Annotated in this window: 12 protein-coding genes; 9 read left to right on the top strand and 3 right to left on the bottom strand. The window is 35.1% G+C overall.

The annotated features are described in order from the left end of the window. Positions 1-103 precede the first annotated feature (103 nt). The 5 genes from JCM15579_RS19320 to JCM15579_RS19340 are packed head-to-tail and all read left to right on the top strand — an operon-like array spanning position 104 to position 4,117. Entirely contained in the window at positions 104-1,660 is a 1,557-nt protein-coding gene (locus tag JCM15579_RS19320; protein WP_054722856.1) for an acyl-CoA carboxylase subunit beta, read from the top strand. Between the two features lie 15 nt (positions 1,661-1,675). Next, positions 1,676-2,023 carry an OadG family protein gene (locus JCM15579_RS19325; RefSeq protein ID WP_054722878.1) on the top strand — a complete coding sequence of 116 codons (348 nt, stop codon included), beginning with the start codon at positions 1,676-1,678 and terminating at the stop codon, positions 2,021-2,023. A 4-nt stretch (positions 2,024-2,027) separates the two neighbouring features. Further along, positions 2,028-2,450 carry a biotin/lipoyl-containing protein gene (locus tag JCM15579_RS19330; protein ID WP_054722858.1) on the top strand — a complete coding sequence of 141 codons (423 nt, stop codon included), beginning with the start codon at positions 2,028-2,030 and terminating at the stop codon, positions 2,448-2,450. A 33-nt stretch (positions 2,451-2,483) separates the two neighbouring features. Beyond that, entirely contained in the window at positions 2,484-2,834 is a 351-nt protein-coding gene (locus JCM15579_RS19335) for a hypothetical protein (RefSeq protein WP_054722860.1), read from the top strand. 41 nt (positions 2,835-2,875) lie between these two features. Beyond that, a complete protein-coding gene (locus tag JCM15579_RS19340) occupies positions 2,876-4,117 on the top strand; it encodes a sodium ion-translocating decarboxylase subunit beta (protein ID WP_054722862.1) in 1,242 nt (413 codons plus the stop codon). A gap of 387 nt (positions 4,118-4,504) precedes the next feature. Here the strand turns inward: JCM15579_RS19340 and JCM15579_RS19345 are convergent, their stop codons facing one another. The 3 genes from JCM15579_RS19345 to JCM15579_RS19355 form a co-directional block, all read right to left on the bottom strand. After that, positions 4,505-4,729, bottom strand: coding sequence for a (2Fe-2S)-binding protein (locus tag JCM15579_RS19345; protein ID WP_083464780.1), 225 nt, complete (start codon positions 4,727-4,729; stop codon positions 4,505-4,507). Between the two features lie 112 nt (positions 4,730-4,841). Next, positions 4,842-5,621 carry an HD domain-containing protein gene (locus JCM15579_RS19350; protein WP_054722866.1) on the bottom strand — a complete coding sequence of 260 codons (780 nt, stop codon included), beginning with the start codon at positions 5,619-5,621 and terminating at the stop codon, positions 4,842-4,844. Between the two features lie 203 nt (positions 5,622-5,824). Continuing rightward, the gene (locus JCM15579_RS19355; RefSeq protein WP_054722868.1) at positions 5,825-7,288 is read right to left on the bottom strand and encodes an aminoacyl-histidine dipeptidase; all 1,464 of its coding nucleotides are present in this window, start codon (positions 7,286-7,288) and stop codon (positions 5,825-5,827) included. Positions 7,289-7,658: 370 nt separating this feature from the next. On the opposite strand from JCM15579_RS19355, the gene JCM15579_RS19360 reads away from it, so the two are divergent. From JCM15579_RS19360 to JCM15579_RS19375, 4 genes are all read left to right on the top strand, one after another. After that, positions 7,659-10,247 carry a SusC/RagA family TonB-linked outer membrane protein gene (locus tag JCM15579_RS19360; RefSeq protein ID WP_054722870.1) on the top strand — a complete coding sequence of 863 codons (2,589 nt, stop codon included), beginning with the start codon at positions 7,659-7,661 and terminating at the stop codon, positions 10,245-10,247. A gap of 29 nt (positions 10,248-10,276) precedes the next feature. Continuing rightward, the gene (locus JCM15579_RS21065) at positions 10,277-10,717 is read left to right on the top strand and encodes a hypothetical protein (protein ID WP_054722872.1); all 441 of its coding nucleotides are present in this window, start codon (positions 10,277-10,279) and stop codon (positions 10,715-10,717) included. Positions 10,718-10,723: 6 nt separating this feature from the next. Beyond that, a complete protein-coding gene (locus JCM15579_RS19370) occupies positions 10,724-12,088 on the top strand; it encodes a RagB/SusD family nutrient uptake outer membrane protein (protein ID WP_054722874.1) in 1,365 nt (454 codons plus the stop codon). 447 nt (positions 12,089-12,535) lie between these two features. Continuing rightward, positions 12,536-15,784 (top strand): SusC/RagA family TonB-linked outer membrane protein, encoded by a 3,249-nt coding sequence (locus JCM15579_RS19375; RefSeq protein ID WP_054722876.1) that lies wholly within the window; start codon positions 12,536-12,538, stop codon positions 15,782-15,784. Positions 15,785-15,851 lie beyond the last annotated feature (67 nt).

The following is a 15,851-nucleotide window of genomic DNA, read 5'->3' on the forward strand; positions in this document are numbered from 1 at the left end:
CAAATCAACATGAGAGTATTGACTGAGCTTTGTGGTGACAAATAAAACAACATAATTACATAAAATACAATAATTATATATATATAAATAACTCAATAAAGTTATGGCTAGTCAGGATAAGATTAAAAAACTAATTGATTTAAGAGCAGAGGCTAAGCTTGGTGGAGGTGAGAAAAGAATCGAATCTCAACACAAAAAAGGCAAGTATACAGCTCGCGAAAGAATCGACATGCTTCTTGATGAAGGAAGTTTTGAGGAGTTCGATATGTTCGTGACTCACCGTTGTACTAACTTTGGTATGGAAAAAACCAAATTCTTAGGAGATGGTGTTGTTACAGGACAAGGTACTATCGATGGACGATTGGTATTCGTATTCTCTCAGGATTTTACTGTATTTGGAGGTTCTTTGTCAGAAACTTTTGCACAGAAGATTTGTAAGATCATGGATATGGCAATGAAAATGGGTGCACCAGTTATCGGTTTGAACGATTCAGGTGGAGCTCGTATCCAGGAAGGTGTAACTGCTTTGGCAGGATACGCTGAAATCTTCGAAAGAAACATTCTTGCTTCTGGTGTTATTCCACAGATTTCTGCAATTTTCGGCCCATGTGCGGGTGGTGCTGTATATTCTCCAGCATTGACAGATTTCATCATGATGACTGAAGAGAAATCGTACATGTTCGTTACCGGTCCTAAGGTTGTAAAAACTGTAACAGGTGAAGATATCTCTGTTGAGGATCTTGGTGGTGCGAAAATGCATGCTTCTAAATCAGGTGTTTCTCATTTCATGTTGGAAGATGAGGAAGAAGGTATTGCTATTATTCGTAAGTTATTATCTTACATGCCTTCAAACAACTTGGAAGAAGCTCCTATCGTTGCGTGTGCTGACCCAATCGATAGAATGGAAGATGTTCTTAATGATATTATTCCTGATAATCCAAACATGCCTTACGATATGAAGGATGTTATTTATGCAATTGCTGACGATGCAGAATTCTTGGAAGTTCACCGTCACTATGCTAAGAATATCATCGTTGGTTTTACTCGTATGGGCGGAATGTCAGTAGGTGTGGTTGCTAACCAACCAAACTTCCTTGCTGGTGTTCTTGATATTGAATCATCTAGAAAAGCGGCTAGATTTATCCGTTTCTGTGACTGTTTCAATATTCCAATTTTAACATTGGTTGATGTTCCTGGATTCCTACCTGGATCAGGACAAGAATTCGGTGGTATCATTACTCACGGTGCGAAATTAATGTTCGCTTACGGTGAAGCTACTGTACCAAAAGTAACTATTACTCTTAGAAAATCTTACGGTGGTGCTCACGATGTAATGTCTTCTAAGCAACTTCGTGGAGATTTGAATTACGCTTGGCCAACTGCTGAAATCGCAGTGATGGGTGCTAAAGGAGCTATCGAAGTTCTTCATGGAAGAAAGCTTGCTGAACTAAGCGATGATGAAAAAGTGAAGTTCATTGGAGAGAAAGAAACTGAGTACAATGAGGCATTTGCTAATCCTTACAATGCAGCTTCTTACGGTTATATTGATGATGTAATTGAACCAAGAAATACACGTTTCCGAGTGATTCGTGCATTCCAGTCTCTACAGACTAAGAAGTTGGTGAATCCACCTAAGAAGCACTCTAATATTCCATTGTAAAAAAACAGGACTATGATGATGAATTTATTATCTATAGGAAGTCAAGGAGGTTGGACAGTAGCACTTGTTGGGTATACTATTGTATTTGTTGCATTGATACTTTTGGTTATTGTTTTCACCAATTTGCCTAAACTGTTACAGCTTAATTTGAGAAAGAAGCTTGTAAAAGAAGGTAAACCTTGCGCAGAAGTTGATGATTTAAGTGTTGAAGGAAACGTGAATGCAGCCATCGCTATGGCTTTACACATGCACTTCAATCAGTTGCACGATGAAGAGAGCAATATCATCACAATTAAAAAAGTTACTAAGAATTATTCTCCATGGAGTTCTAAGATTTATGGAGTAAATAATCAACCGAGATAAAAAAATGAAAAAGTTCAAATTTACAATAAGAGGGCAGGAATACGATGTTGAAATCAAGGATTTTGAAGGATCGAATGCCAAAATAGAAGTGAACGGAACTAGTTATGATGTAGATGTACACATTGCAGAAAAAACAACTAAAACACCTACACTAGTTCGTAAGCCTGTTGTAAACAAACCAGGCGAAGGAAAAATTCAAAAAGGTGGTGCTGGTGCAACTACTGTTAAGGCTCCACTTCCAGGTAGCATTATTAAAATCAACGTTGCTGTTGGTGATACCATTAACCCAGGTGATACGGTGCTGGTTATGGAAGCAATGAAGATGGAAAATAATGTTATGGCTGAAAAAGGAGGTACTGTTAAAGCCATTAAGGTTGCAGTAGGTGACAGCGTGCTTCAGGACGATGTTCTTGTTGAAATTGCATAACATTTTTGAATTTAAAGTCAAAGAACTGACACAATGAGAAAACTTTATACATTGGTATTCTCGATGATTTTGATAATGGGGTTTGCAATAAACTCTATTGCTCAGGATCAAGGGGATGCAACAGCTAAACTAACAAGCGGAAAATGGGTAAACCATGCGGATGGTTACATCCCAAATCCAATTGGAGAATCGAATACAACGGTAAAACGTTACAAAACTATCGAGTTCAAAAAGGATAATACCTTTACAATGGACTCTATTAAGCAAAGGTTTACGGGTCGTTGGGTACTAAATGGTACTAACTTAACAATGACTTTTAACCCTAAAGAAGTTACTCACTTGCAAAAGAATACTGACCTAACTCGGGTTCAAATGCATACGTAACTACTACAGAGACTCTACATATTGGCAAGCGTGTTGCTAAGATGGAAGGTGATTTATTGAATTTTGGAAATCCAGTGCTGGACAGCGAGCACAACTCAAGCGCAGTAATTGGATTGAAGAACTTTTATGAATTTACTGGATTTGCAAACGTTACTGGTGGTCACCTTTTGATGGTGTTGATCGGTTTGCTTTTCATCTTCTTGGCAATTAGATATGATTATGAGCCATTACTATTAATCCCTATTGGTACAGGTATTATTATTGGTAATATTCCAATGTTTCAGGCGGTAGACTTCAACTTGAAGTTAGGTATCTACGAGCCAGGTTCAGTAATGAATATTCTGTATTCCGGGGTTGTTAATGGATGGTATCCACCATTGATTTTCTTGGGAATTGGTGCCATGACAGACTTTTCATCATTAATCTCGAATCCAAGATTGATGATATTAGGAGCTGCAGCTCAGGTTGGTATTTTTGCTACTTTCCTTGGTGCATTAGCCCTAGGTTTTGCTCCACCCGAAGCAGGTGCAATTGGTATCATTGGTGGTGCTGATGGTCCAACAGCTATCTTCCTTTCGTCGAAATTGGCAAACGGTATGAACGTAATGGCCAATGGTGAAACAGTGAAAAACCTGATCGGTCCTATCGCAATTGCTGCTTATTCTTATATGGCATTGGTTCCTGTAATTCAGCCTCCAATCATCAACTTACTTACAACTAAGAAGGAAAGAAAGATTAAGATGAAGCCACCACGTGCGGTAACTCGTCTTGAGAAGATTATCTTCCCTCTTGTAGGATTGTTGCTGACTGCATATATTTCACCAACAGCACTACCTCTATTGGGTATGTTGTTCTTTGGTAACTTGTTAAAAGAATCAACTGTTACAAACCGTTTGGCAGATACTGCTAGTAATGCATTGATCAACACCATTACAATCTTGTTGGGTGTTACTGTAGGTGCTTCTACTCAGGCTGACGTGTTCTTAACTGCTGACTCTATCATGATTTTCGGTCTTGGTGCTGCTTCATTTATCGTAGCAACTGCCGGTGGTGTAATTTTCGCTAAAATCATGAACTGGTTCTCGCCAAAAGATCGTCCAATCAATCCAATGATTGGTGCTGCAGGTGTATCAGCTGTACCAGATAGTGCTCGTGTAGTTCAAAATATGGGATTACAAAACGATCCAACAAATCACCTTTTAATGCATGCTATGGCTCCTAACGTATCTGGGGTAATTGGTTCTGCTGTGGGTGCTGGTATTTTATTAAGCTTCTTAATGTAGCCAAATATCTATAGTTAATATATCAAAAGGACTGTTGAGTAATCGACAGTCCTTTTTTGTTTCCATTGGATCTGTAATGATTTCCATTGGGGTTTTAATCAACCCATCGCATTTGAAATAGCTCCCATCGGGTTTGGAACCCGCTCATCGGAAAAGTAATCAAACATCTCGGGGCTTTCGGAAGGTTTTGCCTTTTTAAATGTCCAATTTTTTTATATTGAAGGGATGTTATATATTTATAACAACTAATTATATCAGATGTTAAAATGGTTTTAATGGGAGAGGCGAGAATGATATTGTTTTTCGTTTCTCCTGTTTCCTTTTATAATATTGATTCTTGTAGGAGAATTTGTAGAAATAAAAAAAGCTTCGATAATCGAAGCTTTATTACCATAGTTTAAATCTGCTACCTTGTGTGTTTTCTTCTTTTTTAACAATTTTAGGAACTTCTTCGTCTAAAATGCTATTGATGTACGACATACACTTTCCGCATCCTGTGTTGGCTCCTGTATATCGCCTAATTTCTTCAATTGTAGTGGCATTTTTATCGTGAATCGCTCTATTTATTGTTGTTCTGTCTACCATTTGACAGTTGCAAACTATGTCTCTCATGTTAATCTCAATTTATATATAATTCCGATGTAAATATATATATTCTTCGATTCAAATCAGACAAATAAGGTGATTAATTTAAAATAAATCTAAATAAAGTTTTCAAAATGGATTATAAGTTGTTTTCGAGATAGATTTTCATCTGTCTGTACATATCTATAACTTCATCTTTTTTAGGCAAAGATTCGTAGATCTTTTTTAGGTAGTTCTTTTCACTTACCACTTTAAAGCTCCTTTTAAAGTTTAAATCGTAAACCCATGACATTTGATGAAGCTTCTGCTCATTAAGTGTAAGAATATCCTTTTTGCTTATTACCTTTTCATCCATAACGGATTTATAAACCATTTTCGAGATTTCTGGTTTATCTGCCAGTTCCATTTCTAGTCTTTTATTGGTGCCAGGCTTACATTCCGAGTAGTATTTTGAAAAGATATTTAGGATATCTATTCTATCTGCATCTCTAAGTAGCTTAAGAAATGTTAACGCATTCTCATTTATCGATTTTGGTAAAGTGCTGACTTCATGATGTCTGATGCATTCGAAAATGATTTGGACTGTTTCCTCTTCTAGTTTTTCGAGTACATTTTCCGATTTTAAAATAGCGATCCCTAAATCGATGTGATTATCCTGTTCGTTATCCGAAAAAGTTTCGTGTTTCAATAACTGCTCGAATCTTCCAACATCATGAAGAAGAGCAATTGTTTTTGCAATTAATAACTGTTCATCATCTAATTCACAGTCTAATGAAAGTTCTGTAATGATTTCAACCGTATTAAAAGAGTGACTTCTTTTAAGGTCAAAATTCAGTTGAATTTCATCATTCTCGCTTAAAAAACGGTTTGTGTATGTATCAAACCAGAATTTTATATTTTGGTAAATTTCTTGATTCAAGATATGTGTATTAAAATAGCACGCAAAACTACATCTTTTCTATAAAATTGGAAAGTATTCGTATGGTAGAATTGATAATGATTTGACCAATGTTCCTGATTCATGATAAGGGGCTAGTTGCATTGGTTCAACACCAGTTTTTTTACGATTTGGGATGGAAAAAATGCGATCAATTTTTGATCGCATTTTAGGAATTATTGTTTTTATTTTGTTGGCATATTTTGAATGATATCTACCAAATGGAGCCAGAATTTTTCTACCGTTTCGATATTAATTCTTTCATCAGGAGAATGCACATCTCTTAATGTTGGGCCAAATGAAATCATGTCCATTTCTGGATATTTCTCTAGAAATAATCCACACTCTAATCCTGCATGAATAGATCTTACTACTGGCTCTTTGCCAAAAAGCTTTTTATAAGATTCAACTGCCACAGTTAAAATTTCAGAATTAGGATTTGGTGCCCATCCTGGATAACCATCCGTGTGTTCTATTTGAGCTCCAGCCAATGTTAAAGAGCTTCCAACCATTTGGGCAATGTTGTATTTTTCGCTATCCACATCACTTCGTTGCGAAGTTGTGATTTGTATCTTGTTGTCATCAATAAATTTAACTGAAGCTAAATTTGTTGAAGTTTCAACCATGCCTGGCATTCTTGAACTCATGGTAAAAACACCGTGAGGACAGGCATATATAGCATCCATTAAATTGTTGCTCGTATTGACATCTACAACAAAAGCTGGCTTTTCAACAGATTCTAATGAGATCTTAAGTTTAGGTTCGTAAATTTCCCAAACATGCTCCATTTCTGCAGCGTAAATGTTCAAGTCGGCTCTAACATTTTCCTTAAACTCTGAAGGGATTGTAATAATGGCATATGCTTCACGAGGAATCGCATTTCTTAGGTTACCACCATTAAATTCGTTAATTCGAATGTGGTATTTCTTGTTAATTTGCCACAGAAATCTATTTAGTATTTTATTCGAATTTCCACGTCCTTTGTTAATCTCATCGCCAGAATGACCTCCAAGTAATCCCTTTACATCAATTCTAAGAGCAAAATGTCCACTAGGAACCTCTTCTTTTTGATATTCCATGTTAGCTAAGGTGTCAATACCTCCGGCACATCCAATAAAGATCTCACCTTCGTCTTCTGAATCCAAATTCAGTAAGATTTTTCCATCGAAGAAACCTGATTGTAGAGCGAAAGCACCAGATAAACCCGTTTCCTCATCTACTGTAAAAAGACACTCAATTGGTCCATGTTCAATATCGGTAGAAGTAAGAAGTGCCATTTCTGCAGCCATACCTATACCATCATCAGCACCAAGGGTAGTACCTTTTGCTTTTACCCAACCATTGTCAATCCATGGAGTTATTGGATCTGTGTCAAAATTATGAACTGTATCGTTGTTTTTCTCACAAACCATATCCATATGTGATTGTAAAACCACTGTTTTGAAGTTTTCTTTACCAGGTGTAGCTGGTTTCTTAATTAAAACATTGCCAATCTCATCTCTTTTAGTTTCTAAATTGTTTTTCTTTCCAAACTCAATTAAAAACTCAATTATCTTCTCTTCCTTTTTAGAAGGGCGAGGGATTTGACAAATATCTTCAAAGTGCTTCCAAACTTCTTTTGGCTCTAATTTGCTTAATATGTTTTCCATTGTTGTTTAATTTTTTTTCAAATGTAAGTATAAGTAACATTATTATCTTCTCAAATATCATTTCAATAATTGTATTTTTTTTATTGACGATATTTTTATGCTTATAATACAAAAAAAGAAAAATAAAATTAATCCAATATAAAGGAGTGAAATTAGAGTTGATTGTGAGGCGATTATAGTATTTGAAATTTTATAGTCAGAAACAAGCTTTATGTAAAAACTTATTAAACATGATAAAAGTCATGTAATTATTGGGTTGTGTAAGTTTGTTAAAATTTGTTAAAAGAGATAATTCTATTATATTTATGATCTAAAATTACCATTAACCATATTAGAATCTTTACTTAATTACTAACTAAAAAAGTTTTTTATGAAAAAAATGATTGGACTGTTTGTGTGTCTATTTATTATAGGTTCACAAATAGTAAATGCGCAAAGTAAACAGATTTCCGGTACTGTAACAAGTGCTGAGGATGGCATGGGTATGCCAGGCGTCTCTGTTGTTATTAAAGGTACTACGATTGGTGCTAGTACTGATATTGATGGAAAATATTCGTTGGAAGCCCAAGCATCGGATATTTTAATGTTTAGTTTCGTTGGGATGGTAACACAAGAAATTACTGTTGGAGATCAAACTGTAATAAATGTTGTGTTGGAATCTGAATCGATCGGAGTTGATGAGGTTATTGTAACAGGTTATACTGCTCACAGAAAAAGTGAGGTGACCGGTTCTACTGTACAGGTAAAAGGTGAGGATCTTGCTGATATGCCTGTTGTTAGTGTGGATCAGGCTCTTCAAGGTAGGGTTGCTGGTGTTGCTGTTTCTGGTGCATCTGGTACTCCAGGGTCACAACAGAAAATTCGTATTCGTGGTAGAAGCTCTATTACCGCAGGTAATGATCCGCTATATGTAATTGATGGTGTTCCTATGGTGGATGGAAATGTTTCAACTAGTACTGCAACATCTTCTCTTTCTATGCTTGCTACTTTGAATAGTAATGATATTGAGTCTATCTCAATTTTGAAAGATGCATCAGCTACGGCAGCTTATGGTGCTCGTGGAGCTAATGGTGTAGTTGTTATTACTACTAAATCAGGTAAATCAGGTAAAGCTAATATTAATTTTAGTGCTACTTATGGTATTTCAAATGATGCAACTGATGGTCCTGGTGTTCTTAAAGGAGCGGATAGAGAGATGTTGTTTTATGAATCTTTAATTAATACTTATGGTAAAAAGTATAAATTTTCAGATCAAGAAGGTGCAAGAAACTTTTATGAATCTAATCCAAATGCTTTTGGTACGGATTATGTAAGATGGAATGCTGCAGGAAGACCTGAAACTGATTGGGCCAAATTAATCACTAATGATGATGCTCCTATGCAAGAGTATAATCTATCTGCTAGTGGAGGTGGAAAAGGTTATAACTATTATATTTCTGGTGGATATTTGAAGCAAGAAGCTACAGTTATTGGTTCTGAATTTGAAAGAATTTCTGGTTCTGTTAATTTGGATGTAGATTTGTCGCCAAGTTTTAAATTTTCTACTAAGAATACAGGATCTCATTCCTATCAGGATGGTTTGTTGGAAGGTAGTGCATATTTTTCTTCGCCTCGAGCAGTGAAATTTTTTATGCCTTCTATTACTCCTGCTTATAATGAAGATGGTTCATACAATTTGGATACTGATTTGCCTAATCCATTATTCATTGCAGAACAAGATATTGATGAAAATAGATTGACTAGAATTCTTACGAATAACTCTTTAACTTGGAAGACACCTATTGAAAATCTTACATTCACTACTAGAATGAATATTGATTATCAGGTATATCATTATAAGACATATGATAATCCAATTTCTGGTGATGGTGATGGTGCGACAAGAGGTTATGGTTATCAAACTAATAGAAATCGTGCCAATTATGTATTCCAGAATATGGTAGATTATTCATTGGAATTAGATGGTGGTCATGATTTTGATTTTAAAGTGGTTCAGGAATTTCAAAAAAATAGATTGTATTTCTTAGCAGCTGAAGCTGATAATTTTTCTGATGTTGGTTTAACAAACTTAAATTCTGCTGGTAATCCAACAACTGCTAATGCGTGGTTTACAGATTGGTCGGTTGCTTCTTATTTAGGAATGATCCATTACTCATATAATGGCAAGTATGTAGCAGATATTACTTATCGTCGTGAGGGTAGCTCTAGATTCTCTGCAGATAATCGTTGGGGTAATTTCTGGGCATTAGGTGGTGCTTGGAATATTAATCGTGAAGATTTCATGGCAAATATGGATCAAATCGATATGTTAAAATTAAGAGCATCTTATGGTAAGACTGGTAATGCAAATATCGGTTTAAATCAATATCAGGAATTGCTAAACTTTGATGCAGATTATGCAGGTGAAGGTGCATCTTATGCAGGAACATTTGGAAATCAAGAATTAACATGGGAAACATCTTATTCTCTTGATTTAGGTATTGATTTCGGTTTGTTTAATAATAGAATTTCTGGTTCTATTGGATATTATTTCCGTGAAACACAGGATATGTTGCTAGATGAGCCTCTTTCTCTAACTACTGGATTCTCTTCGCAAACAAGAAACATTGGTAAGATGGAGAACAAAGGTTGGGAATTTGAATTGAATGCGGATATTATTCGTTCAAATGATTTTAATGTATCCCTTGGTGCTAATGTAGGTACAAACAAGAATGAAGTTACCGAGTTAGCTATTGACGACAACGGAGTAGAAAGAAACATTACAGATAATACTACAAGAGTGGCTACAGGACATCCTGTTTATGGATGGTATATGCAACATGGGCTGGCGTTGATCCAGATACTGGTAATGAATTATGGTATGTTGATGGTGAAGGAAGCGAAACCACTTCGAACTTTAATGATGCAAATCAAGTTTGGCAAGGAGGTAGTGCAATTCCTAAAATTACAGCTGGTTTAAATCTTCATGTGGACTACAAAGGGTTCTTTATGGATGCAAGTGCTTATTATGCTGGTGGTCATAAAGTATATGAAGAGTGGCACAGATATACCAATGGTACTGATGTATTCTCTGTTCTATATTATCAAGGTGTTGATAAGTTGTTAGACAGATGGCAAAAGCCTGGGGATCAAACTAGATATGGTAAATTTGAATATACTGGTAGACCTTGGCAAAGACACTCAAAATTCTTATATGATGGTGATTACATTCGTTTGAAAGATCTTTCAGTGGGTTACGATTTCAATAAGAATGTTACAGACGCTATAGGAATTGGCGGATTAAGAGTATACGTAAGAGGAACTAATTTATTAACTTGGGTAAAAGATGATAATTTAGACTATGACCCTGAAGTTGATACAGATGGTTATACAGGAATGACTACTCCTCCAGCTAAATCATTTATCTTTGGTGTTAATTTGAAATTTTAAGCAAGTATGAAAAAATTGAATATATTATCAAGATTAGCAATGTTAATTGTGCTTTTCTTTGCAGTTAATGCATGTACTACAGATGATTTGGATCCATCTTTAGAACAGAATAAATTGATCAACGGAGGAATAACTTCGGCAGATAACTTATATGCTATCATTAAGGGTTCTTATAGTATTCTAACTGATGCTGCATATTACGGAAGAGATTATATTATCAATAATGAGGTTCGCAGTGATAACTGTTTTTCTAATGGTAATTCAGGTCGTTTTACGACGCAAGCTGGCTTTAAATACAGTGAAAATACTGGATATTTTTGGGATGAAGCTTACGAAGCAATTGCTGGAGCCAACATTATCATTAGCCAAGTTCCAGCGGATTTGGAGGGTGATGAATCATATATCAAACATCTTCAGGGACAGGCCTATGCTCTACGTGCTTTAGTACATTTTGATTTGTTAAAACAATATGGACAACAGCATACAGGTGGAACATTAGGTGTACCATACGTTACAGAATTTAAAGGTGAGAATTTAATTCCTGCACGTAATACTGTAGAAGAGTGTAAAACAAAAATAATGGGTGATTTGGATATGGCTTTTGATTTAATGGATGGGTCATATTCGTCAACTGAGTTTTTAACTAAGTATGCCGCCAAAGCTCTTCAATCTAGAGTTGCCGTTTATTTTGGTATGTGGCCAGAAGCCATTGCAGCTTGTGAGGCAGTAATTGATAGTGAAAATTATTCAATTATACCAGCGAGTGACTATGTAAAGCATTGGACTGCAGATCAATCTGCAAATTCAATTTTTGAGTTGGCATTTAATTCTTCGGATAACCAAGGTATTAATGGTTTGGCTTACATTTACAGAACAACCGGTGGTGGAAGTTATGGTGATGTACAAGTAATTGATGAAGTTGCTGATCTTTATGAAGATGGTGATGTTAGAGCAGGTATTCTTGGATGGGAAGATTCAATGTTAAGAAATATTGGAAAATATCCTAATAATAAAGGTGAGGATAATGTAATTGTAATGCGTTACGAAGAGGTTATCCTAAACTATGCTGAGGCTTTGTATGAAACAGGTGGAGATGCATTAACTCAAATGAATTTGATTACTTCAAATAGAGGTGCTAGTGCATATACTTCAGTTTCTAAGGATGATATTCTTAATGAAAGAAGAAAAGAATTCATTTTCGAAGGACATCGTTTCGAAGATTTGGTAAGATTTGGTAAGGATATTGAGAAAATTTCTTTACAACAAAATTTTGCTGCTACTATACCTTATGGAGATTATAGATTGTCATGGCCTATTCCTAAGGCTGAAATGGATGCTAATTCAAATATGGTACAAAATAAAGGATACTAGAAACTACTGAATAGTTTCAGGTATGAGGCTGTCTCTTTTTGAGACAGCCTTTTTTGTTTGTATTTATAAAGTAGTAAAAGCTCAAGAATTAATTTTATTCTAAAAAAGTTATCTTATTTGATTATAATAAAAAAATGACAAAAGTCATTTTTTAAAATTTATGTTTTAGTTAGTGACATTAAAAAACTGATAAATATCATATAGCTATATTAAGTGAATCAGTGAGATAGCTTATTTGTAATTGCTGCTTTTTTCTGTAATGTGTAAATATTTCTAAAATAATATGACAAACATAAAATGTGAAAATAACTTACGTAAACGTTTGAAAACCCCAAGGTTAGTAGTTGTTAAAATTTGTTAAAACCAATTAAAGTGCTATTTTTAATGTCAAGAATTACCATTAACCATTTTGCATCTTTACTTAATTACTAACTAAAAAGTTTTTTTATGAAAAAAATGATTGGACTATTTGTCTTCCTCATGTTTATGGGATTACAGATAGTAAATGCGCAAAGCAAACAGATTACCGGTACGGTAACTAATGCTGAAGATGGTCTGGGCATGCCTGGAGTATCTGTTGTTATTAAAGGTACTACGATTGGAGCCAGTACCGATATCGATGGTAAGTATACCTTAGAAGCATCCCCTGAAGACATTTTAATGTTTAGCTTCGTTGGTATGGTTACTCAAGAAATTCCAGTTGGAAATAAAACTGTAATTAATGTTGTTCTTCAAACTGAATCTATTGGTATGGATGAAGTTGTTGTAACTGCATTGGGTGTTACTCGAGAAAAAAAATCTCTTGGATATTCGGTAACTGATTTGGGCGGCGATGAAGTTACAAAAGTGAAGCAACAGAACTTGATGAGTTCCATGTCAGGTAAAATTGCAGGTGTCCAGATTAAGCAATCAAACAACTTTGGTGGATCCCCGAATATGGTAATTAGAGGTAACTCTTCTATTTTTGGAAGTAACCAACCTTTATTTGTTGTTGATGGGGTACCGATTGGAGGTTCTACATTTAATTCAAGTGCTCAACGTAGCGGTAGTACTGGTTATGATTATGGTAGTGCTTTATCTGATATTAATCCAGATGATATTGAGGCAATGAGTGTGCTTAAGGGTGCTGCTGCAACAGCTATTTATGGTTCACGTGGAGCCAATGGTGTTGTTATGGTTACTACTAAAAAAGGTACTGCAAAAAAAGGATTAGGTATAAGCATTAATTCAGGTGTTTCAATTGGTCGTATTGATAAGGAAACATTTGCGAAATATCAGAAAGAGTATGGTGCAGGATATGCACCTTGGTATTATGGAAATACTGATGGTTTTGATGATTTTGATTTTGACGGAGATGGAGTTGATGATTTAGTTGTGCCACTTTATGAAGATGGTTCTTATGGAGCTAAATTTGATGGTACAATGGCATATCAGTGGGACTCTTTTGTGCCTGGTTCTCCAAACTATCAGAAAGCATACGAATATAAAGGAGCGGATAATGATCCATCTGACTTTTTTGAAACAGAAGTTGGTTTTACTAATAATGTAGAGTTAACTGGAGGTGGAGAAAATGGTACATTTAGATTGAGTTTTACAAACTTCCATACTTCTGGTGTTTTACCAAATTCAAAATTAAATCGTAATACTATTGCATTTAATGGAGATAATCAAATTAATGATAGGTTGAAGGTGGGTATTAGTGCCAATGCATCATTTCAAGATACAAAAGGTCGTAATTCTACTGGATATTCAGATAATTTAATGTCTCAGTTCCGCCAATGGTGGCAGGTAAATGTTGATGTTAAAGATCAAGAGAGGATATATAAGGATACAAGACAAAATTATACTTGGAATCATACTGCAACTATTGGAGGTGATCCTTTAACCCCTATTTTTTGGGATAACCCTTATTGGACCAGATATGAGAATTATCAATCTGATGCACGTGATAGATTTTACGGAAATGTATATTTGAATTTTGATGCCTTTGATTGGTTAGATATTACAGCAAGAGTTTCTTTGGATACTTACAATGAAATTCGTGAAGAAAGAAGAGCGGTAGGATCTACTCCAGCTCCATTTGGCTTACTTCGTCAGGATGAAAGTTCAGGATATCAGCGTCAAGATATCCAAAGAACAGAATTGAATTACGATTTGATGTTTAATTACGATACAAAGATTGCTGATGATTTTGCATTATCGGGAGTTGTTGGTTTTAACATTAGAGATGAAAAAACAGATCGCGTAATTAGTTCTACCTTAGGTGGTCTTGTTGTGCCTGGTATTTATGCGTTAAGTAATTCAGCAAATCCGAATCCTTTCCCTTTTGAAAGTTTAGAAGAGAAAAGGGTTTATGGTGTATATGCTCAAGCTACATTATCTTATAAAGATTTCTTGTATCTAGAATTGACCGATCGTATTGATCAATCTTCATCATTACCTAAAAGTGATAATAATTATAACTATTACTCGGCTTCAACAAGTTTCTTGTTATCAAGTCTAATGGATTACTCTTGGCTAAATCTTGCAAAAATAAGATTAAGTTATGCGGAAGTAGGGAATGATACTAGTCCTTTAAATGTATTTGATACCTATGTTCGTGACGAAAATTTTGGTCAATACCAGAGATATAGTTATAGTTCTACTAAAAATAATCAAGAACTGAAAGAAGAGAGAACTAAAGAGTATGAATTTGGTTTGGAAACAAAAGTTCTTAATAATAGATTAGGTGTTGATTTGTCACTTTATCATAAAACAACAGAGGATATGTTGATTCCTGTTGAACAGAGTAAGGCGACTGGTTATTCACAAAGATGGGTTAATGCTGCAGAGGTTGAAAATAAAGGTATAGAATTAGGTCTTTATGGTACACCTGTAAAAACAAAAGATTTTAGCTGGGACGTTAATATCAACTGGGCTAAAAATAAAAGTGAAGTTGTAGACTTGTATCAAGGCCTTGATAACATTGTTATTAATTCATATCAAGGAGGAGTTTCTATCAATGCAACTAAAGGAAAACCTCTAGGAACAATTAGAGGAACAGGTTTCTTGTATCATGAAAATGGTGAAAGAATTGTAAACTCGTCTGGCTATTATGTATCACAAACAGATCAAGTAATTGGAGATCAGAATCCTGATTGGACAGGAGGTATTACAAATACGATTAGTTATAAAGGGTTGACATTGAGTTTCTTGATTGATATTCAACAGGGTGGAGATGTTTATTCTCTTGATATGCATTATGGACAAGGTACCGGTGTTTTGAAGCATACGGCTGGCTTGAATGAGCTAGGAAATCCTAAACGCGATCCTGTATCTGAAGGTGGTGGTATTTTAAATCAAGGTGTAACTGCTGACGGACAAGTTAATACTACACGTGCGAGAGCCGACTACTATGGTGGAGCATATTATTGGGGTAATAACTCAAGAAATCCTTCGGCATTAACAATTTATGATGCTTCTTTTGTTAAGTTGAGAGAGTTGTCGTTAACGTATAATTTACCGAAAAGCTTAATAAGTGGATTTGCACAAAATGTATCACTTTCTTTGATTGGACGTAACCTTTGGATTATAGATAAGCATGTTCCTTATGCAGATCCAGAATCTGGATTATCTGCAGGTTTAGCTCAAGGATATCTTTCGGGTTCATACCCAACAGTAAGAAATTTTGGATTTAATGTGAAAATTGACTTTTAAAAATTTATAATCAGATGAAAAAAATTAATATATATAAATTTGGAAATTACTGCTGTTTTCAACTTTG

It is taken from the genome of Marinifilum fragile JCM 15579 (assembly GCF_001310955.1).
In the GTDB taxonomy this organism is placed as follows: domain Bacteria; phylum Bacteroidota; class Bacteroidia; order Bacteroidales; family Marinifilaceae; genus Marinifilum; species Marinifilum fragile.